Genomic DNA, 25,400 nt, shown 5'->3' with positions numbered 1-25,400 from the left:
GTCGGCCCTCACTCCAGCAGTTCCTCCGGCGTGCTCCGGGCGATCCTGGCGAGGGTCTCCAGGGCATGTGTCAGGACCGGGACCGGCGGCGACGCGAGGCCGACCCGGACGGCGGACGGAGACACCCTGGGGTCCACGGCGAAGGCTGCGGCCGGGGTGATCGCGATGCTCTCGCGCGCCGCGGCGGCCACGAACGTTTCCGCCCGCCACGCCGTCGGCAGTTCCCACCACACGTAGTAGGAGCACGGGTCCGCGCGCAGGTGTTGTCCTGACAGCACTTCCCGTGCGAGCAGCTGACGCGCGGTCGCATCCGAGCGCTTCGCCGCCTCGACCGCCGCGACGGCGCCGTCCCCGACCCAGCGGACGACCGCCTCCAGCGCGAACCCGCTGGGCGTCCATCCGCCGGACCGCAGCGCGGCGGCCATCCGGTCGCGGAATGCGCCGGGGACGACGGCGAACCCGGTGGTCAGGCCCGGGGCCAGGCGCTTGGAGACGCTGTCGACCAGGATCGTTCGCTCGGGCAGCAGGGCTGCGAGGGGCACGAGGTCGGGTCGCAGGAAGGACCAGATGGCGTCCTCGATGACGGGCAGGTCGAGACGACGCAGCTCGTCGGCGAGGGTTGCCCGGCGCTCGGGTGGGAGGCTTCCGCCGAGCGGGTTCTGCAGGCGGGGCTGGAGGTAGACGGCGCTGAGCGGCGCGGCCCGGTGCGCGGCGGTGACGGCGCCGGTCCGGAGGCCGTGCTCGTCGACGGCCAGTGGTACGAGAGTGATCCCCAGCCGCTGCGCGACGGCCTTGACCACGGGGTACGTCAACGCCTCGACCCCGAGCCGCCCTCCGGGCGGTACGAGCGCGGCGACCGCGCCGGCGACCGCCTGCCGGCCGTTGCCCGCGAACAGCACGTCCTCGGGCGATGCCTGCCACGAGGGCGAGCCGTGCGGCCCGGATGCCAGCTGGGCGAACGCGTGGCGGCAGGCGGCCGTCCCGACGGCCCCCACCGGACGCAGCGCGGCGTCGAGTGCGTCCGCCCGAAGCATCGGTGCGAGGGCGGCGCCGAGCAGCGCCTGCTCGGGCACGACGGGGTAGTTGAGCTCCAGGTCGATGGGTGCCCCGGCTGGTTCGGCGAGCGGGATGTGGGGGCCGGGCGCCCGCTGGTCGGCGCGGACGAAGGTGCCGCGGCCGACCTCGCCGGTGGTGAGCCCCCGGAGGGCCAGTTCCCGGTAGACGCGCCCGGCGGTCGAGGCGGCGATGCCGCGGCGGCGGGCGAAGGCGCGTTGGGTGGGGAGCTGTTGCCCGGGGCGAAGCCGTCCGTCGGTGATGGCGTTGGCGATCTCGTCGGCGATGAGCCGGTAGTCGTCCATCGACGGGCCCTCCGTGTCGGTCGTGCTCGGCGGGATTGCGTTGATTGCACCGAGCGCAAAGTTATCATTGCATCGAGCTCGGAGTGCGGCCTAGCCTCCTCGCATGGACCTGTTGATCCCCGCCGCCGCCCCGCACGCCCTGCTCGGAATCGCCGCCGTGGCGCTGGGCATGGTGCTCACCCCCGGGCCCAACATGATCTACCTGGTCTCGCGCTCGATCGCCCAGGGCCGCCGGGCCGGGCTGGTGTCGCTGGTCGGGGTCGCGGCCGGATTCCTGGTCTACCTCGGGGCCGTGACGGTTGGCGTCGCCGCGGTGTTCACGGTGGTGCCGGCGCTCTATGCGGCGATCAAGCTCGCCGGGGCCGGGTACCTGCTGTGGCTCGCGTGGAAGGCCGTCAAGCCGGGTGGCGCGCCGGTCTTCGCGCCGCAGCAACTGCCGCACGACTCGCCGCGCAAGCTGTTCGGGATGGGCTTCCTGACCTGCCTGCTCAATCCCAAGATCGCCATCATGTACCTGTCCCTGCTGCCCCAGTTCGTCGACCCGGCGCGCGGTCACGTCGCGGCCCAGAGTCTGGTGCTCGGCCTCACCCAGGTCGTCGTGGCGGTCACCGTCAACGGACTGATAGCGGCGAGTGCGGGCAGCATCGCGTCCTTCCTCAACCGTCGCCCGGCTTGGCTCCGCATTCAGCGCTACGCGATGGGCACGGTCCTCGGTGGACTCGCCCTGCACATCGCGGCGGACCGGGCGAAGGCGGTTGCGGTCTGAGCGGGTGGGGGGCGGCGGATGGCAGCCGACGGATGACAGCTGACAGATAACAGATTTCGAAATCTGTTATCTGTCAGCTGTTATCTGTTCCCCGCCACCTCCGTCAGCACCCCGTACCCGACCCGCAGGAACCGCCCGTCCATCGTCGGCCCCGTGTTGGCGAGAGCGGCGACGGCGCTCTCCGTCTGTGGTGAGAAACCCACGAACGCGGTGAACCCGCGCGTGGCGCCGGAGTGGAAGAACAGGTCCCGGTCGCCCGCCCGTCGGTGGTTCCACACCAGGCACACCTCGTCGCCGGACCCTGGCAGTCGCAGCCGGGGGAGCTGCACCTCCCGCAGCGCCGCGCCCAGCTCGCCACCCGGCTCGCCGTCCCCCTCGTCGCCCGACTCGCCCGGCCACGTGCCGACATGCGCCTGCAGGAAGCGCAGCAGGTCCGCGCCACTCGCCCGGACCGCGCCCGCGCCCGGAAGGCCGGGCATCCGCCACGGCGGCAGTGCCCGGCCGCGCCGGTGCCCGATGGCGCGGTCCGGGGTGTCCGGCGCGCAGGCCAGCGTCCGCAGTCCCAGGGGCCGGCCGATCCGTTCGGCGAGGAGTTCGGCGTACGGCGCACCACCCGTCTCGGCGAGGAGGCGGCCGAGCAGTGCGACCCCGTAGTTGGAGTACCCGTACCGGCTGCCGGGCTTGGTGTGGACGGTGGTTCGGGCCACCGCATTCCTCAACTCCCGCTCCCCGTAAGCCCCGTACGGATTGCTGTACCAGGCCCGGACGGCGCTCGCCAGCAGGCCGGGCGGCAGGCGGTGGAGGCCCGCGGTGTGCGTGGCCAGGTGGAGGAGTCGGATCGGCCCGCCCGAGCGGACGGTCAACGGCCGCCAGGAGCGCGGGAGGTGGAGTTCCAGCGGATCGTTCAGCGCGAGTTCGCCGCTCGCGGCCATCGCCGCGAGCAGCAGCGCGGTGAACGTCTTCGTGACGGAACCGAGTTCGAAGACGGTGTCGGGCGTGCAGTCCGGCGCGCTCGGGGCGCGTCCGAGCCGCCCGTGGCACCGCACCTCCGCCGAACTCCCGCGCGCCATGGCCAGAGTGACGGCCGTCGCCGACGGTCCGGCCGCCTCGACCAGGGCGGACAGATTCCTGTCCGCCCCATTCACGTCGCCACCGGTGTGCCGCCGAGCGCGCGGGACAGGGTGATGGTGGCGGCCACCACTCCCACTACCGCCGTGTGTTGGTGGTCACGGAAGGCCTGTTCCGGGTCCTCGTCGACCGGTTCGGAGTCGCGTGGCAGCAGCCCGTCCGCGTGCTGCGCGGTGGCCAGCGCGTCCCAGCCCTGCCGCCCGGTGGCCGGCTCGCCGACGCACGCGTCGACGGCGAGCAGTTCGGCGGCGAGGTCCCACTGTCCGATCTCCAGCCAGACGTCGAGCCAGACGGGCAGCCAGTCGCGCACGTAGGCGCGCACCGGTTCTGGCAGGCCGTCCGGGCGGGCGCCCCAGTCGGTGAGGTGGAAGACGGTGTGGGTGATCCGGTAGGCGGTCATCCAGTCGACGGCCCACGGCTCCGGTGTCGCACCGAGCCAGGTGGCGGCGGCGAGTGCCGCCCAGTCCGGTCGGTCGGCGAGCCCGACGATCCGGCGGGCGTTGGCGACGGCCAGCTTCCGGTTGGGTTCGGCCTCGACGGCGTGGACCGCGCGCAACCGGCCGAGCGAGTCCAGGAGTTCCTCCATCGCGGCGTGCCGGTAGCCGGCGCGGGCGAAGTGGGCGTACGTCTCCAGCGGGTCGGTCATCGCGAGGTGGCGCAACTGTCGTTCGTACAGGAGATCGCCCGCGCGCACCTGGTCCCAGGCGAAGTCGAGGAGGCCGCGCGCGGTGCGGGTGTCGCCGGGGCCGGTCACGCCGTCGCGCAGGACGAGGGAGGCGGCGAGGGCGAGTTCGCCGAGCGGCTTGTAGGCGTCGTTGGGGTCGGCGAGGTCGACGACGGTGTTGTCGGGGAGCCGGCCGAACCCGTTCCGGCGGCCGGTGTCCAGCCAGTTCAGCGCGTGCGAGCCGAGGCGTTGCGCGGTGGCCAGCACGCGCGTGTCGGCCGTCATCGTGCCGCCCTCGCCCGGACCGGTTCCGGCGGACCGTTCAACAGGCACTCGGCGATGGCGAGTTCGAGCAGCGTGCGGGCGCTTCCGTCGCCGGTCAGGCGGATCCGTTCCAGCACGGGCCCGACCTCCAGCCGTAGCGGACGGCCGTCGGCCCGCGCCCAGGCGAGCCAGCGGGCGAGCCGGGCGGCGGTGCGAAGGTCCCGGCGGAGCATCGAGCGGGCGGTGCCGCGCGCGAGGTCGAGCGTGTGGGCGCGGGCGAGTTCGTGCACGGGTCCGTCGAGACCGGGCAGGGCGAGCACGGACAGCTGCGCCATGCGGACGGACCACGCCTGCCAGTCGCGCGGGCCCGGGGGTGAGCCAGGTCGGGGGCCCGGCCGCGGCACGGCGCCGGGAGGCGGGGCGGCCTCACCGCCGTACGGTGTGCGCGCGAGCAGTGCGGAGGCCGCCCAGTCCTGCCAGGCGATCACGAGGTTCGCATCGTCGGCGGGCGGAGGTGGGCCGGTCGGGGAGCCGTCCCACGAGTCGGCGGCGGGCGGCGGGAAGACCCGTCGGGCTTCGGCCAGTAGCCGGGCTGCGGCGTCGTCCAGCGGCACGAGGGTCGACTCCTTCAGCGGATTCGACGGATTCAACGGATTCGACGGATTCAACGGATTCAGCGGATCCAACGGAGCCAACGGATTCAGTGGATCCAACGGTGAACGAGCGTTGAAGAGTTGAGGAGCGAACAGGTCCGGGCCGAGTATGCGCGCCGCCGCGAGCACAGCCCCGGGTACGGAGCCCTCCGGGTCGGTCAGCAAGGAGGCCAGCAGCCCGTCAGGCTCCGTGAGCGAGGCCGTTCCCCCGGCGCCCCGAAGGGCGTCGAGGGTCCGGCGGGCCATCCGCTCGACGGCCGCGGCGTACTCGTCGCGCAGTGGTGTCTCGGCGAACGGCATGGTGCGCTGGTCCTCCTTCCGGAGTCCGGGAGGGTTCACGAGGGAACCTCGACGGCTCACGAGAGGTCTCGGGGATGGCGGCGGGTCGCAGGTGCCGTGGCCGCGGCCGTCGCCGTGGCCGTAGACCGGGCGGCCAGCAGGCCAGCAGGCCAGCAGGCCGCCGACTACGGACTACCGGCCACCGGCCACCGGCCACCGGCCACCGGCTGCCGGGCTACCGGCTCGGCCGCTGCTCGGGCCGCTTCGGGCTCGGTTCCTTGGGCGACAGCAGGAGCAGCAGCACGACCGCGGCGTCGGGGCGGTACGTGGGCGCGTCGGTCACGACGGCCTCGTCCTCCACCATCAGGCTCGCGAGTGTGACGGCCTCGACCGGCGTCGCGCTGGGTGACACCGGGCCCGGTTCGGTCCGGAACTGAGTAAGCATCAGGCATGCCTCCTCACGCGGATGTCATCACCCGGTTGGGCGATGCCCCTGTCCGACCTTACGAGCCGGGCCGGGGCCGTGCATCCGCAGTCCGCTGAGCAGGGATGTTGCCCTGGGTGTGGGCCCGGTCGCGGCGAGTCGGTACGGTCGGGGGCATGACCACAGCCTTGATCACCGGCGCGACCGCCGGCATCGGAGCCGCGTTCGCCCGCCGGCTCGCCCGCGGCGGCTACCGGCTCGTCCTGGTGGCGCGCGACACCGAGCGCCTGGAGCGCACCGCCGCCGACCTGCAGGGGAAGTACGGAGTCGAGACGGAGGTGCTGACCGCCGACCTCGCGACCGACGAGGGCATCGGCGCCGTCGAGGCGCGGCTGGCCGACGCCGCCCGCCCGGTGGACCTGCTCGTCAACAACGCGGGCTTCGGCAACCGCGGCGCCTTCCTGACCGTCCCGCTCCAGGACGAGCTGGACATGCTGAAGGTGCACGTCGAGGCGGTCCTCCGGCTGACGACGGCGGCGCTGCCCGGGATGCGCGACCGCGGCCGGGGCGCGATCATCAACGTCGCCTCCGTGGCGGCGTTCCTGCCGCGCGGCACGTACGGGGCGAGCAAGGCGTGGGTGGTGAGCTTCACCCAGGGGGTGCTGCGTGACCTCGGCGGCAGCGGGGTCCGGATGATGGCGCTGTGCCCGGGCTTCACGCGGACCGAGTTCCACGAGCGGGCCGGCATGGGCACCGGCAACATTCCGTCCTGGTCCTGGCTCTCGGCCGAGCGGGTCGTGGAGGAGGCGCTGCGCGACCTCGGGCGCGGCCGGTCGGTGTCGGTGCCGGGCAAGCGGTACAAGGCCGCGGTGGCGCTGGCCCGGGTGCTGCCGTCCGGGAAGCTGGGCGGGCTCTCCAACAAGGCGGCGCGCACCTACCGGACGGACTGACCGCGCGGGACGGACCGAACGCGCCAGGCGGGTGGAACGGGCGCGGCGGGCGGGCGGGACGGGTGGACGGGGCGGACGGACCGACCGGCCGGCCGACCGCGCCAGGCGGGTGGACGGGCGGCCCCCGTCCACCCGTGGCACACGGCGTGATCGGGCGGGCGGCCACGCGCGCCGCGGGAATAGGGCGACCCTCACTATTAGCTAGTCTAACTATGAGCTACTCTCGCTATGCTGGTGGCCGCCCGGCCGCCCGACCCCCGGAGGTCCGCCCTTGAGGCCCGACAGAATCGACTGGACCCCGTCCCCGCGCGACGAGGGCGAACCACGCCCGCCCGCGCAGTGGCGGCGCATCCTCGCCCTCTTCCGCCCCTACGCGGGCCGCCTCGCCACCGTCGGACTGTTGGTCGGCGCCTCCGCCGTCGTCTCGGTCGTCTCGCCGTTCCTGCTGCGCGCCGTCCTGGACACCGCGATCCCGCACGGCCGCACCGGCCTGCTGAGCGTGCTCGTGCTCGGCATGATCGCCGCCGCCGTCGTGAACAGCGTGTTCAACGTCCTCCAGACGCTGATCTCCACCACCGTCGGCCAGCGCGTCATGCACGACCTGCGCACCGCCGTCTACGGCCACCTCCAGCGCCAGTCCCTCGCGTTCTTCACCCGCACCCGCACCGGCGAGGTGCAGTCCCGGATCGCGAACGACATCGGCGGCATGCAGTCCACGGTGACGTCCACCGCCACCAGCCTGGTCTCCAACTTCACCGCCGTCGTCGCCTCCGTCGTCGCGATGGTCGCGCTCGACTGGCGGCTGACGGTCGTCTCGCTGCTCCTGCTCCCGCTGTTCGTCTGGATCAGCCGCCGGGTCGGCAACGAGCGCAAGAAGATCACCACCGAGCGGCAGAAGCAGCTGGCCGCGATGAGCTCGGCGGTCCAGGAGTCGCTCTCGGTGAGCGGCATCCTGCTCGGGCGCACGATGGGCCGCTCCGGATCCCTCGCCCGGGAGTTCACCGAGCAGTCCGACCGCCTCGCCGACCTGGAGGTGCGGGCCAGCATGGCCGGGCGCTGGCGGATGAACACCATCCAGATCGTGATGGCCGCGATGCCCGCCGTCATCTACTGGGCGGCCGGGCTGACCGCCGCCGGCGGCGCGCCGATCGTCTCGGTCGGCACCCTGGTCGCCTTCACCACGCTCCAGCAGGGCCTGTTCCGCCCGACCGTCGGCCTGCTCTCCACCGGCGTCGACGTCCAGACCTCGCTCGCGCTGTTCCAGCGCATCTTCGAGTACCTCGACCTCCCGGTCGAGATCGCCGAACGGCCGCGGCCCGTGACCCTGGAACGGATCCGCGGCGAGGTCCGCTTCGAGGGCGTCGACTTCCGCTACGACGGCGGGCAGGAGCGCCCCACGCTCGCCGGGGTCGACCTCACCGTCCCGGCCGGGAGCTCGCTCGCCGTGGTCGGCGAGACCGGCTCCGGCAAGACCACCCTCAGCTACCTCGTCCCCCGGCTGTACGACGTCACCGGAGGCCGCGTCACCATCGACGGCGAGGACGTGCGCGACCTCTCCTTCGACACCCTCGCCCGCGCCGTCGGCGTCGTCTCCCAGGAGACGTACCTCTTCCACGCCTCCGTCGCCGAGAACCTGCGCTTTGCCAAACCGGACGCCACCGACGACGAACTCGTCGAGGCCGCCCGCGCCGCCCAGGTCCACGACACCATCGCCGGCCTGCCCGAGGGCTACGACACCCTGGTCGGCGAACGCGGCTACCGCTTCTCCGGCGGCGAGAAGCAGCGCCTCGCCCTCGCCCGCACGATCCTGCGCAACCCGCCCGTCCTGATCCTCGACGAAGCCACGAGCGCGCTCGACAACCGCACCGAGCGAGCCGTCCAGGAGGCCGTCGACACCCTCTCCGCGGGCCGCACCACGATCACCATCGCCCACCGGCTCTCCACCGTGCGCGGAGCCGACCAGATCGCCGTCCTCGACCACGGCGCGGTCGTCGAACTCGGCACCCACGACGAACTGGTGGCGCTGGACGGCCGGTACGCGGCCCTGCTGCGCCGCGAGGCACCCCAGGTGCCCGACGCCCCGGAGCCGGCGGTCCTGGGGCACGTCTGACGAGCCGGCCCGAGGCCGGGGGTACGTGTGACAGGCCGGTCCGGAGCCTGGGGCACGTCTGACGAGCCAAAGTGAGGCGAGGGGACCCGACGGCCGCGGCTACGCCGCCTTCGGCGCCTCGTTGTAGCCCTCCGCGACCTCCTGGCCGGACAGCCGCTGGATCGCCGCCATCACCTCGTCGGTGACCTGGCGGCGGGCCCTGGCCGAGCGCGCCTGCCCGTGCAGCTCGTCGAAGTGCAGCGGCTCACCGAAGCGGACGGTCACCTTCTTGAGGCGCGGCACCCGCTTGCCCACCGGCAGGATCTGCTCCGGCCCCTCCAGCGCCACCGGCACGACCGGCACGCCCGCCGTCAGCGCGAGCCACGCGACGCCCGTCTTGCCGCGGTAGAGGCGGCCGTCGAGCGAGCGGGTGCCCTCGGGGTAGATGCCGAAGGCCTTGCCGTCCTCCAGGATCTCCAGCGCCGACTCCAGGGAGGCCTGGGCGGAGCGGTAGGTGCCGCGCTCGACCGGCACGGCGCCGATCGCCTCGAAGAAGCCCTTGGAGAGGCGGCCCTTGAACCCCGGGGCGGTGAAGTACTCGGCCTTGGCGAGGAAGTGGACCCGGCGCGGGGCGGTCAGCGGGATCACCACGCTGTCGATGAACGACATGTGGTTGCTGGCGAGGATGACCCCGCCCTTGCGCGGCACGTTCTCGACACCTTCGATGACCGGCCGCCAGATGCCGCGCGAGACGGGTTTCAGCACCAGCCTGGTGACGAGATCGAGCATGGTCCCTCCCTGGACGAACGAGCGCCCGGGAGGAGCCCGGGCCGGTATCGGTTCCGCAGACTACGCCACCGGCCCCGCCGCCCGTCCACTCCCTCAGTGCGTGGCCCGCGCCACGGACGGTGCACCGGGGCCGGGTAGGGTACGCCCGTCCGAACACCGCACAACCCGCAGTTCCCAGGAGGGCAACCATGCAGAGCACCGAGGAGATCAAGGCGCTCTTCGACCGTTTCGACAAGAACGGCGACGGCAAGATCACTCCGGCCGAGTACGCGCTGGTCGCGAACGAGATGGGCGACCACGACGTGACGCTGTCGATGGCCGAGGCGCTCATCCACGCCATGGACACCCACCACCAGGGCTACCTGACCTTCGACGAGTTCCTGGCCGCCCGCCGGGGCTGAGCCCGCCGTGACGGGGCCGGTCGCCGTACCGGCGGCACCGGCCCCGATCGCCTGACGAATGACAGCTGACAGATAACAGATTTCGAAATCTGTTATCTGTCAGCTGTCATTCGTTTGCCGGTCGTTCTCCGTCAGCCCGCGACCGGGAACACCCGGCGCACCACCCGCTCCGCCGCTCCGCCGTCGTCCCACGGGCAGAACTTCGCCCGGAACCGCGCCCGCGCCGCCGGATCCGCGTCGCCCGCGAGCAGCGCCGCCGCCAGCCCGTCCGCGTCCACCGTGACCGCGCCCGGCGGCTCTGCGAACAGGTCGAAGTACACCCCGCGCACCCGCCGGTAGTCGTCCCAGTCCGGCGCGAACACGACGATCGGCCGGTCCAGCACGGCGTAGTCGAACATCATCGACGAGTAGTCCGTCACCAGCACGTCCGCCGCGAGGTAGAGGTCCTCCACGGACGGGTGCGCCGAGACGTCCACGATCTCCGCCGCGTCCTCGCCCGCGACCAGGTCCCCCGGGCCGGTGGTGTGGAAGTAGTGCGTGCGCACCAGCAGCGTGTACGAGGGGCCGAGCCGCCGGGCCAGGTCCTTCACGTCCAGCAGCGGCACGTAGCCGCCCTGGCCCTCGCGGTGCGTCGGCGCGTACAGGACCGCCGTGCGGCCCGGACGCAGGCCGATCCGCTCGCGCATCGCGCGCACCTCGTCCGGGGTGGCGTTGGCCAGGCGGTCGTTGCGCGGGTAGCCGGTGTCGAGCATCTCGTAGCGGCCGGGGAAGGCGCGGGCGAAGTGCTCGCTGGTGTGCGGGTTGGAGGAGACGAGGAAGTCCCAGCGGTCGACGGCCTCCTGGAGCCGGTCGAAGTCCATGCCGTCGGCGGCCTCGGGACGGTCCCGCAGATCCATGCCCATTGCCTTCAGCGGGGTGCCGTGCTGGGTCTGGACGTGCACCGTGCCCGGCCGCTTGGCCATCGTGTGCGGGAAGTTGACGTTGTTGACGAAGTACCGGGCGGTCGCCATCACCTTGAGGTAAGCGGGGGTGTTGACGATCACGTACGGCACCCCGGCCGGCATGGCCGCGGCCTGCGTGCGGTTCTCCACGACCCACACACCCCGGATCTCCGGGACGAGTTCCTTCGCCTTCTCGTAGATCGCGGCCGGGCTGCATGCGTAACCCCGGTGCCAGTACGCCGCGTAGACCGCGAGGGTGTCGTCCAGCGGCAGCCGGCGGAACGCGTTGTACGCGGTGAACCGGGCACCGCTGCGCACCCCCTTGCGCACCGCCGGCGCCACCGCCCGCGCGCCGCGCTTGAGTTCGCGCGGCAGCCGCCCGGTGCGGCGCAGCTCCGCGTAGGCGATCCGCGCGCCGCGTGCCGCCAGCCGGTACTGCACGCCGCGCACGCCGCCGGGGAACTGGTAGTCGTCCGGCCGGTGGTGGGCGAAGTGCCGGGAGATGCTGTGGAAGAAGTCCTTGCGCCGCTCGACCGGCACGAGCCCGGGGGTGTCGTAGACGTTGAGCGCCTGGCGGACGGTCCGGTCGAAGACCAGCGTGCGCAGCGACTCCGGGACGGGCCGGCCGGGGCGTTCCGGGCGGTCCAGGAACGCGAAGATCGCGTCGTACTGGGCGAACACGTCGGCGTGCTTGGGGGAGGTGGTCGCGGTGATCGCGCCGTCCCGGTTGCGGCGGTAGACGTAGCAGGGGCGGTCGACGTAGCGCAGCCGCTCGGCGGCGAGCAGCGCGGGGTAGGTGACCGAGATGTCCTCGTAGTAGCCGCGCCCGAACGCGACGCCGAGGCCCTCCAGGTACGCGCGGCGGAAGACCTTGTTCCACACCGACATCACCGTCTGGAACAGCGCCGGGTGCTCGGCGAGCGTGCAGCCCTCGACGAGCGGGGAGCCGAGCAGCACGTGGCGCCAGGGGTTGGGCTCGGTCGCGCCGTCCGGGTAGACGTGGGTGAAGTCGGTGACCAGCACGTCGGCGGGGACGGCCTGGCGGCCCTCGTGGCGCAACTCGTCCAGGACCACGCTGACGGTCCGCTCCGGCAGCCAGTCGTCGCTGTCGACGAACCAGACGTACTCGCCGCGCACGAGCGGCAGGGCGGCCGCACGGGCGCCGCCGAGGCCCTGGTTCTCGGTGAGGTGCAGGACCCGCAGGCGCGGGTCGCGGGCGGCGTACTCGTCCAGGATCGCGCCGCAGCCGTCGGGGGAGAGGTCGTCGACCGCGATCACCTCGAAGCGCGACTCCGCGGCGGGGGTGTCGCCGAGGATCGAGTCGAGGCAGCGCGGCAGGAACCGCTCCACGCCGTGGACCGGGAGCACGATGCTGAGGAGGAGTGACACGCTGGCCGAGTCTACCGACCGCCCGGACGTGACCTCTGAGCTGGGCTTCAGTCGGGGCGAGGGGGCTCCGGAGCGGGGTCGCCGAGAAGGGCTGCGCAGTGGTCGGGGGCGATCCGGGGCTCGCGGCGGACGGTGGTCCTTGTGTCCCGTCCTCGTGTCCGGTCCTGCGCCTGGCCCTGAACCCGGAGCCGCCGGTGCCGGGCCCTGGTGGGGGCGGCACCGGCAGCCTGGTGGCGGCCCGGCCGACCCTCTACGGCCGGCCGCCGGTCCGGGCACCCGTCCGAGCCTGGCCGCCGCAGCGTCGAGGCGGCCGGGCAGTGGCTCGGGGGAGCCGGAGTCCTTCATCATTCGAACACGCAGTTGGGCAACGTGCGAGCCCTGCGCGTAGAAAGAGATATTGCTTGGAGGTTACGCCGGAGTCAATCCCTCGAATGTGTTCACTTCATGAATGATCCAATTCGGTGATCGCTCCGGTGGAGTGATACCCATGGTGCTGGTGGTCCGTCCTCCGGGGCGACCCCTGCCCAGCCCCTGTCCTGTTCCCCGCCCCGTGCTTCGCCGACCCGTGTGCCGACCCCTCCGTCCTCCCGCGCGCGACCCCTATATACCGGCCGCGCCACCGGGCACTCCCGATGATCCCGTGCGCCGGGCGCGTGCCTCGTGACCGGGCGCCGGGTCCGTACCTCCGAAAACCGCTGACGGAGGGCCGGTCGTGCACCCATCATTGATGCCTAGTCGTGACCGGTCCGGGTGGCCCCTGGTGCATCGTCAGTTGACGCCGCACGATACGGTGGCACAACACCAAGGACGGTTGCGCGAAGGCCGTCCGTCACGGATAGTCTTCGCCTCACGGCCCTGGCGCCTCGTAGGGGTGGGAAAACTGATGGAACACATGCAAGTGCGGACTCGGCCCCGTGTGCCGGCGATCCAGTGCGGTGTCGGCGCGACCGGCCGCCGGATCGAACGACACCTGGCCGTGCTCGGCGCGCCCGCCGTCCCGGCGGTGGACACCGCCGAGGCGCTCGGGCTGATAAGGGAGCTGACGCCGCGCGGCGCCGGCGCCCCGGCGTCGCCGCGCCGCCACGTACGGGTGTCGCTGCTGGCGCCCCTGCGCCGGCTGCGGCGGAGCCTGTTCGGCGGTCGCGGCTAGGACCCGGGGCCTCACGGCCTCCGGCCCGACCCGCACCCCGGCACCCGGCCCGGCGGACCACGAGGACCGTCGGGTCTTCGTCGTACCCGGACGGGTCCGGGTCGGCGGGGTGAGGGCCGCCGGGCCGAGAGCTCCTTGGCCGAGTGGTGCTCGTCCCACTCGAGTGGTGCTCGTTCCAGTGGCGCTTGCGCGAACCGGCGGACGGCTTCCGGCAGGATGGCGCTCATGGCGGACAACATCCACTCCCACCCCACCAGCCCCTTCCAGACCACCACCTTCGAGATCACCACCGGCAGCCGCGACGTCGCGCTCGACATCACCGACCGCTGCGCCGCGTTCCTCACCGAGCGGGCCGCCGGCCGCGACGGCCTGCTCAACGTCTTCGTCCCGCACGCCACCGCCGGCATCGCCGTCCTCGAGACCGGTTCCGGTAGCGACGACGACCTCCTCGCCACCCTGCGCGACCTACTCCCCGCCGACGACCGCTGGCGCCACCGCCACGGCAGCGCGGGCCACGGGCGCGACCACGTCGTGCCCGGACTGGTCGCCCCGCACGCGACCCTGCCGGTGATCGGCGGTCAACTCGCCCTCGGCGTCTGGCAGTCCGTCGTCCTGGTCGACACGAACGGGGACAACCCGCGCCGGACCGTCCGGCTGTCCTTCCTGGGCGGCTGAGCGGACGTCAGACGCGGGCCGTGACGGCGGCGAGGTAGCGCTCGATGGCCAGGAACTGGCACAGCGCCGCGACCGGACGGCCCAGGCGGGCGTACCAGGCGGCCAGCCGGGAGAAGGCGGCCACCTCGAACCACACCTCGCCGTCGGCGTCCATCGACACCAGGAACGACTCCTCGCCGCACTCGGGGTGGCCGGGCAGCGTGCCGTAGGCGAAGCCGATCCGGTCCGGCTCGTCCACCGTCCACACGACGCGGCAGGGGATCACGAGGCGCGGCCACCGGCTGCCGGGCAGGGCGATCCGCAGCAGGACCGTGGCCCCTTCGGTGGCGGGCGCGTGCGGGTGGACGGCGAAACCGGTGCCCAGCTGGCTGCCCCAGCCGAGGACGTACCGGCCGGCCCGCTCCAGCACGTCGGGGCCGTGGCCCAGGTGCACGCGGCGCCGCAGGTGCGCGTACCCGTGGGGGAGCGGCCCGCCCCGGGTGGCTCCGACCTCGGGATACGTCGGTGCGGCGGCGCGGGCGGCGGTGAGGCGCTGGTGGAGATCTCGGCCCATGGGGGCCACCGTAACCGGGGGGCCCGGGGCGGATGGCGGCGGGGTTGGGGCCGGGCGGGGCGCGGGTTGGCGCTCGGTAGGCAGGGGGCGGCGGACAGCGAACAGGTAACAGATGACAGATGACAGATGTTGAAATCTGTCATCTGTCATCTGTTCGCCGTCATCTGTCGTCCGTCAGCTGCCCCCCGCCTTGCCGCACACCGGGCGCGAGGAGTAGGAAGGCGGCATGAGCGATACGGAGACGAACGAGGACACGGCCGTCTGCGCGCCGGCTCCTGCCGAAGGTGCCGAGGCCGCCCTGGTGCACGACCCGGCGCTGACCGGTCCGCGCGCCGACTGCGTCCTGTGCGGCGAGCCGACCGAGCTGCCCGCCGACCACCCGGGCGCCACGCTCTGCCCGGTCTGCGCCTGGCAGCAGGCTCAGCGGATCGCCTGCTCGGGCTGAGGCCGCCCCTTCCGGGCGCGTCTCAGGCGTCCTCCCGCCCGGCCAGAGCGAGGGTCGATCCGTGCCGCCCCTTGTGGACCAGCAACTGGGCCGGGATGCGGGTGCGCAGGTCGGCGACGTGGCTGACGATGCCGACGGCCCGGTCGCGTTCGCGCAGCCCGTCGAGCACGTCCATGACCTCCTCCAGCGTCTGCTCGTCCAGAGTGCCGAAGCCCTCGTCGATGAAGAGCGTGTCCAGCGGCATGCCGCCCGCCTCGTCGGTGACGACGTCGGCGAGGCCGAGGGCGAGGGCGAGCGAGGCGAAGAAGCTCTCGCCGCCGGAGAGGGTCGCGGTGTCGCGCTCGGTGCCGGTCCAGGCGTCGACGACGCGCAGGGCGAGCCCCGAGCGCTTGTTGCCGGTGCCGCGGTCGTCGCTGTGGACGAGGGTGTAGCGGCCCCCCGACATCCGGACGAGCCGGTCGCTCGCCGCCGCCGCGACCTGCTCCAGCCGCGCCGCCAGAACGTACGACTCCAGGCGCATCCGCAGCCGGTTCTCGGTGGAGGTGCCTGCGGCGAGCGCGGCGAGCCGGTTGATCCGCTCGAACCGGACCAGTGCAGGCGCCAGTTCCTCCGCCAGGGCGGCGAGTTGCGCGCCGATGGCGGCCAGCGCAGTGCGGCGCTCGCCGGCCGCGGCCTGGGCGGCGTGGGCGTGGCGCAGTCGTGTCGTGGCGGTGTCGAGTGCGGCCTGGGCGGCGGGCAGGTCGGCGTCCGGGCGCTCCGCGGCCGTGGCGAGCTCGGGCAGCGCGAGCTCGCGTTCGACGGAGGCGAGTTCGGCGCGGTGCCGGTCCAGCCGGGCCTCCAGCTGCTCGCGCTGTCCGCGGGGGAGCATGACGGCGAGTGCGTCGTCGGCGCTGGGGAACCCGGCCGCGGCGGCGGCCTTGGCGAGTTCGTCCTCGGCGTCGGCCAGCCGGGCCGCCGCCTCCGCGCGGGCGCGGACCGCCGTGACCGCCGCCGCGACGCCGTCGGCGAGCCGGGCGAGGGCTGCGGCCCGTTCGGCGACGGAGGCGGCCTCGCCCCGGGCGGCGGCCACCCGGGCGGCGAGCTCCCGCTGTTCGGTGTCGAGGGCCTGGAGGCGGTCGGTGAGGACGGCGCCGCGCTCGCGGGCCTCGCGCAGTTCGTCGTGGCGGCGGGCGCGGTCGTCGGTGAGCCGGCCGATCTCCCGCTCGACCCGGCCGAGCGCCTCGGCGGCCCGCAGCGCCTCGTGATGCTCGCGGTCCAGCGTGGCGAGGGCGTCGGCGACGGTTCGGGCGTCGTCCGGTCCGGCCGCTCCGGCGGCCGTCGCCTCGCGGACCCGCAGCGCGGTGAGGGCCTGGTCGGCGTCGGTCGCGGCCTGCTCGGCGGCGCTTTGGGCGGCGCGGGCCCGGTCCTCGTCGGCCGCGCTGACGCGCTCGCCGGGAGCGGCCAGGGCGGGGGCCGGGTGCTCGGCCGAGCCGCAGACCCGGCAGGCCTCGCCGGTCCGCAGCTGCTCGGCCAACTCGGCCGCCATGCCCACGAGTCGGCGCTCGCGGAGGTCCTGGCTGTACTCGCGGGCGTTCAGGGCGGCTTCGCGCAGCGCGTGCGCGCGCGGTTCGGCGGCGGAGATCTCGGTCCGCAGGTCATCGCGTTCCCGGGCCGCCTTCAGTCGGGCGGCCACCTCGACGCGCCTTCCGTCCAGTTGCTCGACGCGGGCGCCGGCCTCGCGGGCCGCCGTCTGGTCCGCCTGGAGGCGGACCAGCCGGCCGTCGAACTCGGCGAGCCAGTCCTCGGCCTCCTCGGCGAGGTCCTCGGCGTGGAGCCGCTCCTCGTCGGCGGCCCGCTGCTCGCGGGCGAGTTCGACACAGTGCCGCTCGTCGGCCCCGGCGGCCTCCAGGCGGACCACCTCGGCCCGCAACCGCCTTTCGGTATCGGCCAGTTCGGCGGCGTCGGCCTCGCCGAGCCCCATGGTCGCGGGTTCGCGGACGTCTCCGGTCAGCGCGGCCCGGTGCCGGTGCTCGGCCTCCTGCGCGCGGCCGTGCGCCTCGGCGGCGTGCTCGCGCAGGCGCAGCGCCGACTCCACGCCGACGGCCGCCTGCGCCGCCGCCAGCCGCTGCCGGTCGCGCGCCGCCTCCGGTTCGAACCCGGCGAGCCGCTCCGCCCGTTGGCGGGCCTGCCGGTGGCGCTGCTGGCGTCCGGACAGTTCCTCGGCGGCCTCCCGCTCGCGCTGGGCCTCCACGTGGGCCGCCTCGGCGCCCGCGAGGGCGGCGTCCGCGACGGCCTGCTGCTCGGCCGCCCCGGCGCGCAGGATCGCCGCCCACCCGAGCACGCCCGCCGTGAGGTCGGCGCGGTCGTCGTCGGCGGGCACCCAGCCGTCGGCCGCTTCGGCGCCGGGCCCCGCCGCCTGCTCGGCCTTGCTCGCGAGGTCGCGCAGCCGGCGCCGGCCGGCCTGGACGGCTGCCTCCTGGGAGCGCCGCTGCTCCGCCAGCCACGCCTCGACGTGCTGGAACCGCTCGGTGTCGAACAGCCGGCGCAGCAGCTTGCCGCGTTCCTCCGAATCCGCCCTGAGAAAGCGCGCGAAGTCCCCCTGCGGCAGCAGGACGACCTGGCAGAACTGGTCGCGGTTCATGCCGACGAGCCGGTGGATCTCCTCGCCGGCCTCCTGGTGCGACTTGCTGAGCGCCCGCCAGCCCGGGGTGCCGTCGCCGGTGTCCGCCGCCCATTCGCGCAGCAGGGTCTGCGCCCGCTCGACGGTCGTGCCGGTGCCGACCTTCTTCGGCCGCCGCTGCTCCGGGAGCCGGGTGATCTGCAGGCGCCGCCCGCCGATCGTCAGCTCCAGCCGGACCTCGGTGAGGCGGTGCGGGTCGGCGTGGTCGCTGCGCAGGCGGTTGGCCCGGCGGCTGCCGGGCACGTCGCCGTAGAGGGCGAAGCAGACCGCGTCCAGCACGCTGCTCTTGCCCGCACCGGTTGAGCCGCGCAGGAGGAACAGCCCGCCGGCGGCGAGCGCGTCGAAGTCCACCGTCTCGGCGCCCGCGAAAGGGCCGAAGGCGGTGACGGTGAGCCGGTGCAGCCTCATCGGGGCAGGTCCGCCTTTCGCTCGGCGCTCTCCCGCACGCTCTCGAACCCGGCCTGCAGCCAGTCGAGTTCGTCCTCGTCCGGATCGGAGCCCGGGCGCACGTGCCGCAGGAAGCCCTCCGCGATCTCCAGGTCGGCCCGCCCGCCGACCCGGGCCGCGTACGACTGCGAGGGCTCCGCCGGCGTCTCCTCGGGGTCGAACAGCAGCTGCAGGGTGTGCGGGAAGCGGCGGCGCAGGCGCTCCATCGGCTCGCTCGGACGGGCCGCGTCGGTCAGGGTGGCCTGCACCCACGACTGCTCGTGCTCCGCGTACCTCTCGTCGTTGAGCAGGGCGTCGAGCGTGTCGCGCAGGGTCGCCAGCGGGCGCGGCCGCGGGCAGTCCACGCGCTCGGCGGTGACGGAACCGTCGGCGCCGAGGTCGACCAGCCACATCGTCTTGCGCTGCCTGGCCTCGGAGAAGGAGTAGGCGAGCGGGGAACCGCTGTAGCGCAGGTGCGGCGCGAGCGTCTGGCAGCCGTGCAGATGGCCGAGCGCGGCGTAGTGCACGCCGTCGAAGACCGAGGCGGGTACGGCCGCGACGCCGCCGACCGCGATGTCGCGCTCGCTGTCGCTCGGCGTGCCGCCGGTGACGAAGGCGTGCGCCAGGACCACCGCGCGCGTGCCCGCCGGCCGGGTGGCGAGGTCCTCCCGGACCCGGTCCATCGCGGCGCCGAGCACGGCCGCGTGCCCGCCGCGCTCCAGTCCGAAGCCCTCGCGCACGAGCGTCGGCTCCAGGTACGGCAGCCCGTAGACGGCCACCGGGCCGTGCTCGTCCGCCAGCAGCACGGGGTCGGCGCACTCGCCCGGATCGGTGCGCAGGTGGATCCCGGCGCGGCCGATCAGCCCCGCGCCGACGCCGAGACGGCGCGCCGAGTCGTGGTTGCCGCTGATGAACACCGTCGGCACGCCGAGCGCGGCCAGCCGGTGCAGCACGTCGTCGAACAGGGCGACCGCCTCCAGACCGGGCAGCGCCCGGTCGTACACGTCCCCGGCGACCAGCACGGCGTCGACGCGTTGCTCCTCGACGACCGCCACCAGGTGGTCGAGGAACGCGCGCTGGGCGTCGTGGAGGCTCTCCCGGTGGAACGAGCGCCCCAGGTGCCAGTCGGAGGTATGCAGCAGTCGCATGGTCCCCGACCCTAACCTCCGGCACCGACAATCCCGGCCGGAACCGTGGACCCGGGCACCCCGGGACGGTGCGACCGGGCGGGCACGTCCGATTGTCGGTGACGGTGTGTATGTTCCTCGTCGCGGACGGTCGCGTCCGTGGCCGGTCGGCGTGGCCGGCCGGAAGCACTTCGAGTGGGTCGGGGAGAGGAGCACGGCATGTCGGTGCGGGTTCTGGTGTCGGGGATGGTCCGCGGGCGGTGCTCGCGGTCGCTCGTGGAGACGCTCGCGGGAGCGTGTGGTGCATGGAGGGCGCGCGGGCAGTCACGAGCGCGCCCGTCGGCGGCGCGGTGGAACCGCCCCGGTGGGGACGGGCCCCGCGCGGGCGGACCTCGCTGGAGCGGGCCACGGGCGAACGCGCCGGGGCGTGGCGGCGCCGGGCCCGGTGGGGTTGGTGGCGGGCGTCCGCCGGGCGGTGGGGCCGGCGGTGGTGGAGCCGGGGCCCGAGGGAAGCGGCGGCGTGGCCTGGCGCGTGGGGCGCCGCCGCCGGTGCCGGTGGCCCTGGCGGTCCCGGCGCGGGCCGCGGACTACACCGGGCTGGCCGGGCACGGCCTGTTCGGCGGCCTCACGCACCGGGAGTACCTGCGGCTGACGGAAGACCTGCTGCGCGGGCTGCGCCGGCAGGGGGTGGAGGTGCACCTGCGGGTCATGGAGGCCGAGGACTACGCGGACTACTGCGACGCCTTCGGCCTCGACCCGGCCACGCCCGCCGCCCGGGTCGCGTACGCGGGCGACCCCGAGCTGGCCGGCGAACCCTTCGTCTACGCGGGGGAGCCGCTGGCCGAGCTGGTCCCGCTGCTGCTGGAGGACCACCGGGCCAGGGTGCGGATGTCCTTCGCCTGCGCCGTCCTCCTGGAGGCGGTCGGCGACGACGACGCGGGGCAGCGGCACCTCGTGGCGGTCATGGAGTACGCCACGACGGTGTTCGTGGCGCTGGCCGAGGGCGCGGGGGAGGGGTTCCACCTCCTGACGCTGCGCTTCCACGGCCCGGAGGACGGCGAGCAGCTCACTGCGGCGGCCGAGCTGTGCGTCGAGGCGGGCATGCTCTTCCCGGGCGGCCGGGACACGGAGGCGTTCTGCGTGACGCTGGCGGCGGGCGTGGCCGTCGCGGGCGGCGGCGCGCTGCTGCTGCACGGCGACGCCGGGCCCGAGGGGCCGCCGGTGCGGGGCTGGGCGCTGGTGGGTGGACGGCTGCGGCCGATGAGCGCCCACGAGGTGTTCGACGAGCTGGCCGACACGATCGGGCGGGGCGTGCCGTTCCCGCCCGGGGTGCTCCCGCGGCCCGGTTTCCCCCTGCCGTCCTTCCCGGGGCGCGCGGCGCCGTGGGAAGGGCCCGACGACGGCGGTGCGGGCGGAGCGGAGCCCGCCGGTGGCGGCTCGCCGGGGAACGGTTCGCCCGGCGATCGTTCGGCCGGGGACGGCCTGGCCGGGGAGCGTCCGGACGACGCCTCCGAGGGCGGAGGTGAGCCGCTGGCCTGACCAGGGCTTTTCGTCCTACGCGTCCACCAAGCGGAGCTGGGGACTGTTCATCGACCGCCTGTTCGGGGAAGATTTCGGGGAAGATCAACAGCTGGAGCGCGCGGCACCCCACGCCGCCGCTTCAGCCGCTCCGCCCCGTACCGCGCTCCGCAGGTCCGCCCCGCGCCCCGTCGGTCCCGGCCGAGCCCGACACCGAAAGGGGGGACGCATGAGCCGGATCGAGTACAGCGCGGAGGTCGCCGAGCTGCTCGGCAAGGTGCGCCGGCGTCCCTCCGCGGGGTGGCCCTGGCGGCCGGGTGAGCAGGTGCCCGAGGGGCTGCCGGTCAAGCAGTCGTGGGGGTGGCTCTTCGCCCCCGACGGCCGGGTGCTGACCCTGGTCAACCCCCGGGACGGCATCTGCTCGCTGCCCGGCGGCTCGCTCGAACCGGAGGACGCGGGCGACCCGGCCTCCGCCCTGGCCCGGGAAGCCGCCGAGGAGGCCCAGGCCGTCATTGGGCAGCCGTACTACCTCGGCTACCTCTACGACCGGGTGGGCTCCGCCAACGGCGGGAACGAGTGCGCCCGGGTGCGGATGGCCGCGGCGCTGCGGGCGGTCGGCCCGAGCGCGGCCGACCCGGCGTCCGGCCGGCACTACCGGCGCCTGCTCGTCGCCCCCGGGCTCGCGGTCGAGCTGCTGGGTTGGGGCGAGCCCGGACTGCGCCAGGCGAGGGCGGCCGTCGCGTGCGCCGTCCGGTGGCTCGGCGTGCCCGCGGCCGCGAACGAGACGATCGAGGAACTGCCACTGGAGGGCTGCGAGGTCTTCCCGGGCACCGTCTACTCGAAGCACTGACGTTCGCCGTCCGCCACCTGCCACGCGCGGTGGAAGGGCACGGCTGAGCGAGCCATCGGTGGTATCGCGCAACGCACCTCTCGGAATCACTCTCTGAGCACCTCTCAACGCTCCGATCGACGCGTCGCTCAAGCCTGTACTCAAGCCCGGGCTCAAGCGTGCGCTTAAGGCCGGCCAAAGCGCGTCCCTCGGCGCCCGCCTGGTGCGTACACGCGCGCACCGGCGCTGAACAGCGCCAATACGCGCTCTGTGAAGAGGCGTTCACTCCAGCGTTGTCAGACTGACCGTCAATATCCTTGGCATGAGCGCTTCCCGAGCTTGCTACCGCCTGGTATCAAATCTGTGACCCACATCACGCCAGGAGGTTTCATGCTGCGCCCCACCCGTGCCATGGCCGCCACCGCGATAGCGGCCCTCCTCACGCTCACCACGTTCTTCGCAGCCACGTCCGCGAGCGCGGACGCCGTCAACTACGTCGCCCTCGGGGACTCGTACTCCGCGGGCGTCGGTTCCGGGAACTATCTCGGCGACAGCGGCAGCTGCAAGCGGAGCACCAACGCCTATCCGTACCTGTGGCAGAGTGCCAACTCGCCGTCCTCCTTCAGTTTCGTCGCCTGCTCGGGCGCGAGAACCGGAGACGTCCTCAACAGCCAGGTCTCCGCACTGAGTTCCTCGACGACGCTGGTCAGCATCACCATCGGCGGCAACGACGCCGGCTTCGCCAGCACCATGCAGACCTGTGTGCTCAGCTCCGAGAGCTCCTGCCTCAGCTCGGTCTCGGCCGGTGAGGCCTACGCCCAGAACACCCTGCCCGCCCAGCTCGACCGGGTCTACTCGACGATCCACGCCAAGGCGCCCAATGCGCACGTCGTGGTCCTCGGGTACCCGCACCTGTACGAGATCGGCGGCAGCTGCATCTTCGGCATCGGCGACACCAAGCGGTCCGCCATCAACGAGGCCGCCGACGTGCTCGACGGCGTCATCGCCAAGCGTGCCGCGAACGCCGGCTTCACCTTCGCCGACGTGCGGGACGTCTTCAGTGGGCACGAGATCTGCGGCTCGCTGGACACCTGGCTCCACAGCACCACATGGCCCATCGACGAGAGCTACCACCCGAACTCCTCGGGCCAGGCCTACGGGTACCTGCCGGTCTTCTCGCAGTCGTGACGGCTGACGGCTGACGGCCGGCAAGCGACAGATAACAGATGACAGATAACAGATTTCGAAATCTGTTATCTGTCATCTGTTCGTCCGCTCCTGTCCCCGCCACTCCCAGGTAACGGCCGGCGCTCACCCAACCGCCGGCGCCCGGCCCCTCAGCGCATCGGTGGGAACGGAATCCCGGCGAGCGCCGGCAGCAGCTCGGCCTCCTCGTACGCGAGGTGGGCCTCCAGCTCGGCGGCCATCCGGTCCACCTCGGCCCGCAGTCGCTCCGGTTCCTCGGCCTCGATCCCGGCCAGCAGGGCGACCAGCTCCTCCTTGATCCGTCCGATGGCCCGGTGCTGCTCGCCCAAGAGGTCCAGCGCCCCGGCAAGTTCGGGATGGCTGCGCGCCAGTGCCGGGAAGATCGCTGCATCCTCGCCGCGGTGGTGGTGCGTCAGCCCCTCGCAGAACGCCAGGCAGTGCTGCCGTAGTTGGAGCCCGAGGCTCGCCCTCCGCCCCGCGACGTGCGCCTGCGCCTCCTCGCGGACGTACCGCAGTTGCGCGCGCAGCCAGGTGTGCGCCTCCAGGAGCTTGTCGGCGAGGCTGCGCACCTCCCGTGTGGGCGTTTCGGGCCGTTCCAGGACGACGACCGGCAACTCCCGCCCCGCATGGTCCTGGTAGTCGCCGTATCCCGGCGCGAACCGCACGGCGGCAGCGAACAGCCGCTCCCGCCGCGCCCCTTCCGACGGCACCGCGATCACGTCGAACGCCTCCGTGCCGAGCTCGACCCGGACGACGGGATGGGCGAGCAGGTTGCGGTACCACTGCGGATCGTCCGGCGCCCCGCCCGCCGACGCGACGACGAGGAGCTCTCCCTCCTCCCGGACGTACCCCAGCGGAACGGTGTGTGGCCGCCCCGATCGGGCCCCGGTGGTGGTGAGGAGCAGTAGGTCGCCGCCCTCGAACGGCCCGCCGACCTTCCCGCCGTTGGCACGGAACTCGTCAATGACACTCTGGTTGAACGAAATAGGCATACGTGTGTGGTGAAGTCTCCGAACGAGTAAAGGAGTCAAGGCCACACGCGAGTGCCGCGAAGCACACGCGTACGCGGACACCACGGGTGGCCGCGTACGTCAGATCAGGGGAGCGGAGAAAGTCCTCATCGCGCATCGTCCCTCGGAGTAAGGTGCCGGCTCGGCTGTCGGCCGGCCCACTTCTCTGTGGCCGACGCCGCGCTGCACGCCTCCATTAGAGCCATGCCGCGATCGCCCTGTCAACGAGCAAGATCGGCAGGCGAGTCGAGTGACGGCGCCGCCCCTCCTCGGGTGGAGACCGGGTACGAGAGGGGCGGCGGCGCGCTTCCCATGGGTCAGTGCAGGTAGTCGATCAGCCCGGCGGGCTTGAGGCCGGCGGCCTGGGCGGCGGCGAGTGCGCGCGGGAGGTCGGTGGCGAGGGTGTCGGTCCAGTGCATCAGGACGACGTCGCCGGGCTGCAGGGTGCCGGGGTGCCAGATGTTGGAGGCGCCCCAGCTGAAGTCGGCGTCGGCGGTGAGGACGGTGCGCATGCCGCAGTTGGCCGCCGCCTGCAGGGTGTCGGCGTTCCAGGCGAAGTAGGGCGGGCGGAAGACGGTCGGGGCCGTGCCGAAGGCGCGGGTCATGGCGTCGCGGGCGTCGCAGATCTCGACCTGCTGCTGGGCGAGGGTGAGCGTGGTGGGGTCGGTGTGCGAGACGCTGTGGTCCTGGGTGGAGGAGCCGGGCACGGCGGTGACGCGCTGGAAGAAGCCGGGGTCGGTGCCGGCGGGCATCGGCAGCGGGAAGGCCGTGATCGGCAGGTGGTTGTCGGCGATGAACTTCTCCGCCTCGGGGGTGCGCGTCCAACCGTCGTCGACGGTGAAGAAGACCACCTTGTCGGTGGTGGGCACGGACCCGAGGGGCGTGGCCGGGGCGGGTGCGGGGCCGTCGACGTGCACGTCGTCGACCGAGAACGGGCCCTCCTGGTACCAGCCGTGGACGTAGAGCCGGATGCTGCGCGCGTTCGGACCGGTCGTGAACCGGGTGGTGAGCTGCTGCCAGCCGCCGCCGGTGGTCTCGGTCCAGGCGGGGGCGACGTCGTGGCCGGTGCCGGTGGCGCCCAGGTGGACGAAGCTGCCGCGTACCCAGGCGGAGGCCGTGTACGTGGTGTTGGGCTGGACGGAGACGGTCTGGGCGCACTCGCCGGTGGAGTCCGCGTTCGCCGGCGTGACGGTCAGCGCGGAGGTGCCCGTGTGCGGGGCGGTCGTGGTGACGGCCGCCTCGGCCGGACCGCCCGTGCAGGTCCAGCCGGCGATGGCGCCCCAGTCGGACAGGTTGGGCGCGGGCAGCTCGAAGCCGGGGTTGGTGGCCAGGTTGACGATGGGGGCGGCGGCCGCGGAAGGGGAGCCGGTGGCGGAGGGCGCGGCCGTCGCCATGGGAGCGGCGGCGGTCACGAGCGCCACGGACGCCGCCAGTGCGGACAGGCGCGTGGACAGGCGCGTGGACAAGTGCGCGGACAGACGTGTGGACAGGGGCACGTGAAGACTCCTGCGTGTGGGGGAAGCACGCCCGTGGGGAGGGCGTGACGGAAGCGGTGGCCGTCGAGACGCCGAAGCGTCGAACCGTGGAAACGTCGAACCGTGGAAACGCTGAACCGTGGAAACGCTGAACCGTCGAAAGCTGGAACCGTCGTACCGGGGCGCTCCCCGAGGGGCGGGAGCGGGAGGTGGTGCGCCGCACTCGGACCGA

The 25,400-nt window shown here is 73.5% G+C and carries 22 protein-coding genes; 10 read left to right on the top strand and 12 right to left on the bottom strand.

The annotated features are described in order from the left end of the window. Positions 1-8: 8 nt before the first annotated feature. Positions 9-1,358 carry a PLP-dependent aminotransferase family protein gene (locus ACFXDE_RS01195; protein ID WP_380489561.1) on the bottom strand — a complete coding sequence of 450 codons (1,350 nt, stop codon included), beginning with the start codon at positions 1,356-1,358 and terminating at the stop codon, positions 9-11. 103 nt (positions 1,359-1,461) lie between these two features. On the opposite strand from ACFXDE_RS01195, the gene ACFXDE_RS01190 reads away from it, so the two are divergent. Then, positions 1,462-2,124, top strand: a complete 663-nt coding sequence (locus ACFXDE_RS01190) for a LysE family translocator (protein ID WP_380437199.1) — start codon at positions 1,462-1,464, stop codon at positions 2,122-2,124. Between the two features lie 80 nt (positions 2,125-2,204). Here ACFXDE_RS01190 and ACFXDE_RS01185 read toward each other — a convergent pair whose 3' ends face one another. From ACFXDE_RS01185 to ACFXDE_RS01170, 4 genes are all read right to left on the bottom strand, one after another. After that, positions 2,205-3,269: a serine hydrolase domain-containing protein gene (locus ACFXDE_RS01185; protein WP_380489559.1), complete on the bottom strand. Its 1,065-nt coding sequence runs from the start codon at positions 3,267-3,269 to the stop codon at positions 2,205-2,207. Beyond that, the gene (locus ACFXDE_RS01180) at positions 3,266-4,201 is read right to left on the bottom strand and encodes a DUF6895 family protein (RefSeq protein ID WP_380489557.1); all 936 of its coding nucleotides are present in this window, start codon (positions 4,199-4,201) and stop codon (positions 3,266-3,268) included. The genes ACFXDE_RS01185 and ACFXDE_RS01180 overlap by 4 nt, the downstream gene beginning before the upstream one ends. Then, on the bottom strand, positions 4,198-5,133 hold the full coding sequence (locus tag ACFXDE_RS01175; RefSeq protein ID WP_380489555.1) for a hypothetical protein: 936 nt from the start codon (positions 5,131-5,133) through the stop codon (positions 4,198-4,200). Before ACFXDE_RS01175 ends, ACFXDE_RS01180 begins: the two co-directional genes overlap by 4 nt. A 214-nt stretch (positions 5,134-5,347) precedes the next feature. Continuing rightward, a complete protein-coding gene (locus ACFXDE_RS01170) occupies positions 5,348-5,557 on the bottom strand; it encodes a hypothetical protein (protein WP_380489553.1) in 210 nt (69 codons plus the stop codon). 155 nt (positions 5,558-5,712) lie between these two features. On the opposite strand from ACFXDE_RS01170, the gene ACFXDE_RS01165 reads away from it, so the two are divergent. Both ACFXDE_RS01165 and ACFXDE_RS01160 read left to right on the top strand, forming a co-directional pair. Next, entirely contained in the window at positions 5,713-6,486 is a 774-nt protein-coding gene (locus tag ACFXDE_RS01165; protein WP_380437189.1) for an SDR family NAD(P)-dependent oxidoreductase, read from the top strand. Between the two features lie 271 nt (positions 6,487-6,757). After that, positions 6,758-8,596, top strand: coding sequence for an ABC transporter ATP-binding protein (locus ACFXDE_RS01160; protein ID WP_380489551.1), 1,839 nt, complete (start codon positions 6,758-6,760; stop codon positions 8,594-8,596). Positions 8,597-8,695: 99 nt separating this feature from the next. Here the strand turns inward: ACFXDE_RS01160 and ACFXDE_RS01155 are convergent, their stop codons facing one another. Next, complete coding sequence (locus ACFXDE_RS01155; protein WP_380489549.1) at positions 8,696-9,364, bottom strand: lysophospholipid acyltransferase family protein; 669 nt, start codon at positions 9,362-9,364, stop codon at positions 8,696-8,698. Positions 9,365-9,552: 188 nt separating this feature from the next. Between ACFXDE_RS01155 and ACFXDE_RS01150 the strand changes: the two genes are divergently transcribed. After that, positions 9,553-9,765: an EF-hand domain-containing protein gene (locus tag ACFXDE_RS01150; RefSeq protein WP_359957616.1), complete on the top strand. Its 213-nt coding sequence runs from the start codon at positions 9,553-9,555 to the stop codon at positions 9,763-9,765. Positions 9,766-9,896: 131 nt separating this feature from the next. Here the strand turns inward: ACFXDE_RS01150 and ACFXDE_RS01145 are convergent, their stop codons facing one another. Then, on the bottom strand, positions 9,897-12,095 hold the full coding sequence (locus tag ACFXDE_RS01145) for a CDP-glycerol glycerophosphotransferase family protein (RefSeq protein WP_380489547.1): 2,199 nt from the start codon (positions 12,093-12,095) through the stop codon (positions 9,897-9,899). Between the two features lie 883 nt (positions 12,096-12,978). Here ACFXDE_RS01145 and ACFXDE_RS01140 point away from each other — a divergent pair. Beyond that, positions 12,979-13,245, top strand: coding sequence for a hypothetical protein (locus tag ACFXDE_RS01140; RefSeq protein WP_359957622.1), 267 nt, complete (start codon positions 12,979-12,981; stop codon positions 13,243-13,245). Between the two features lie 225 nt (positions 13,246-13,470). Next, entirely contained in the window at positions 13,471-13,920 is a 450-nt protein-coding gene (locus ACFXDE_RS01135; protein ID WP_380489545.1) for a YjbQ family protein, read from the top strand. A gap of 7 nt (positions 13,921-13,927) precedes the next feature. On the opposite strand, the gene ACFXDE_RS01130 is transcribed toward ACFXDE_RS01135, so the two are convergent. Then, complete coding sequence (locus ACFXDE_RS01130; RefSeq protein ID WP_380489543.1) at positions 13,928-14,473, bottom strand: DUF1990 family protein; 546 nt, start codon at positions 14,471-14,473, stop codon at positions 13,928-13,930. Positions 14,474-14,699: 226 nt separating this feature from the next. Between ACFXDE_RS01130 and ACFXDE_RS01125 the strand changes: the two genes are divergently transcribed. Beyond that, positions 14,700-14,918 (top strand): hypothetical protein, encoded by a 219-nt coding sequence (locus ACFXDE_RS01125; protein WP_380489541.1) that lies wholly within the window; start codon positions 14,700-14,702, stop codon positions 14,916-14,918. 22 nt (positions 14,919-14,940) lie between these two features. Here ACFXDE_RS01125 and ACFXDE_RS01120 read toward each other — a convergent pair whose 3' ends face one another. Continuing rightward, entirely contained in the window at positions 14,941-17,985 is a 3,045-nt protein-coding gene (locus ACFXDE_RS01120; protein ID WP_380489539.1) for an AAA family ATPase, read from the bottom strand. Next, on the bottom strand, positions 17,982-19,151 hold the full coding sequence (locus ACFXDE_RS01115) for an exonuclease SbcCD subunit D (RefSeq protein WP_380489537.1): 1,170 nt from the start codon (positions 19,149-19,151) through the stop codon (positions 17,982-17,984). The genes ACFXDE_RS01120 and ACFXDE_RS01115 overlap by 4 nt, the downstream gene beginning before the upstream one ends. Before the next feature lie 528 nt (positions 19,152-19,679). Here ACFXDE_RS01115 and ACFXDE_RS01110 point away from each other — a divergent pair. The 3 genes from ACFXDE_RS01110 to ACFXDE_RS01100 all read left to right on the top strand — a co-directional run bounded on the left by ACFXDE_RS01110 (position 19,680) and on the right by ACFXDE_RS01100 (position 22,665). Next, positions 19,680-20,669, top strand: coding sequence for a hypothetical protein (locus ACFXDE_RS01110; protein ID WP_380489535.1), 990 nt, complete (start codon positions 19,680-19,682; stop codon positions 20,667-20,669). A 208-nt stretch (positions 20,670-20,877) separates the two neighbouring features. Then, positions 20,878-21,498 (top strand): hypothetical protein, encoded by a 621-nt coding sequence (locus ACFXDE_RS01105; RefSeq protein ID WP_380489533.1) that lies wholly within the window; start codon positions 20,878-20,880, stop codon positions 21,496-21,498. Positions 21,499-21,888: 390 nt separating this feature from the next. After that, positions 21,889-22,665: an SGNH/GDSL hydrolase family protein gene (locus tag ACFXDE_RS01100; RefSeq protein WP_380490084.1), complete on the top strand. Its 777-nt coding sequence runs from the start codon at positions 21,889-21,891 to the stop codon at positions 22,663-22,665. Positions 22,666-22,814: 149 nt separating this feature from the next. Here ACFXDE_RS01100 and ACFXDE_RS01095 read toward each other — a convergent pair whose 3' ends face one another. Together ACFXDE_RS01095 and ACFXDE_RS01090 are read right to left on the bottom strand one after the other, a co-directional pair. Next, positions 22,815-23,675, bottom strand: a complete 861-nt coding sequence (locus ACFXDE_RS01095) for a nitroreductase/quinone reductase family protein (RefSeq protein ID WP_380489531.1) — start codon at positions 23,673-23,675, stop codon at positions 22,815-22,817. A gap of 335 nt (positions 23,676-24,010) precedes the next feature. Next, on the bottom strand, positions 24,011-25,189 hold the full coding sequence (locus tag ACFXDE_RS01090; RefSeq protein WP_380489529.1) for a polysaccharide deacetylase family protein: 1,179 nt from the start codon (positions 25,187-25,189) through the stop codon (positions 24,011-24,013). Positions 25,190-25,400: the final 211 nt, after the last annotated feature.

It is taken from the genome of Kitasatospora sp. NPDC059408 (assembly GCF_042751525.1).
Taxonomy (GTDB): Bacteria; Actinomycetota; Actinomycetes; order Streptomycetales; family Streptomycetaceae; genus Kitasatospora.
The sequence above is the reverse complement of the archived record's forward strand: the minus strand, read 5'-3'. Positions and strand labels throughout refer to the sequence as shown.

Coding starts and splice junctions, on each gene's coding strand:
- ACFXDE_RS01195 (WP_380489561.1), bottom strand. CDS start 1,358: ATGGACGACTACCGGCTCATCGCCGACGAGATCGCCAACGCCATCACC.
- ACFXDE_RS01190 (WP_380437199.1), top strand. CDS start 1,462: ATGGACCTGTTGATCCCCGCCGCCGCCCCGCACGCCCTGCTCGGAATC.
- ACFXDE_RS01180 (WP_380489557.1), bottom strand. CDS start 4,201: ATGACGGCCGACACGCGCGTGCTGGCCACCGCGCAACGCCTCGGCTCG.
- ACFXDE_RS01175 (WP_380489555.1), bottom strand. CDS start 5,133: ATGCCGTTCGCCGAGACACCACTGCGCGACGAGTACGCCGCGGCCGTC.
- ACFXDE_RS01170 (WP_380489553.1), bottom strand. CDS start 5,557: ATGCTTACTCAGTTCCGGACCGAACCGGGCCCGGTGTCACCCAGCGCG.
- ACFXDE_RS01165 (WP_380437189.1), top strand. CDS start 5,713: ATGACCACAGCCTTGATCACCGGCGCGACCGCCGGCATCGGAGCCGCG.
- ACFXDE_RS01155 (WP_380489549.1), bottom strand. CDS start 9,364: ATGCTCGATCTCGTCACCAGGCTGGTGCTGAAACCCGTCTCGCGCGGC.
- ACFXDE_RS01150 (WP_359957616.1), top strand. CDS start 9,553: ATGCAGAGCACCGAGGAGATCAAGGCGCTCTTCGACCGTTTCGACAAG.
- ACFXDE_RS01140 (WP_359957622.1), top strand. CDS start 12,979: ATGGAACACATGCAAGTGCGGACTCGGCCCCGTGTGCCGGCGATCCAG.
- ACFXDE_RS01135 (WP_380489545.1), top strand. CDS start 13,471: ATGGCGGACAACATCCACTCCCACCCCACCAGCCCCTTCCAGACCACC.
- ACFXDE_RS01130 (WP_380489543.1), bottom strand. CDS start 14,473: ATGGGCCGAGATCTCCACCAGCGCCTCACCGCCGCCCGCGCCGCCGCA.
- ACFXDE_RS01125 (WP_380489541.1), top strand. CDS start 14,700: ATGAGCGATACGGAGACGAACGAGGACACGGCCGTCTGCGCGCCGGCT.
- ACFXDE_RS01120 (WP_380489539.1), bottom strand. CDS start 17,985: ATGAGGCTGCACCGGCTCACCGTCACCGCCTTCGGCCCTTTCGCGGGC.
- ACFXDE_RS01115 (WP_380489537.1), bottom strand. CDS start 19,151: ATGCGACTGCTGCATACCTCCGACTGGCACCTGGGGCGCTCGTTCCAC.
- ACFXDE_RS01105 (WP_380489533.1), top strand. CDS start 20,878: ATGAGCCGGATCGAGTACAGCGCGGAGGTCGCCGAGCTGCTCGGCAAG.
- ACFXDE_RS01100 (WP_380490084.1), top strand. CDS start 21,889: ATGGCCGCCACCGCGATAGCGGCCCTCCTCACGCTCACCACGTTCTTC.
- ACFXDE_RS01095 (WP_380489531.1), bottom strand. CDS start 23,675: ATGCCTATTTCGTTCAACCAGAGTGTCATTGACGAGTTCCGTGCCAAC.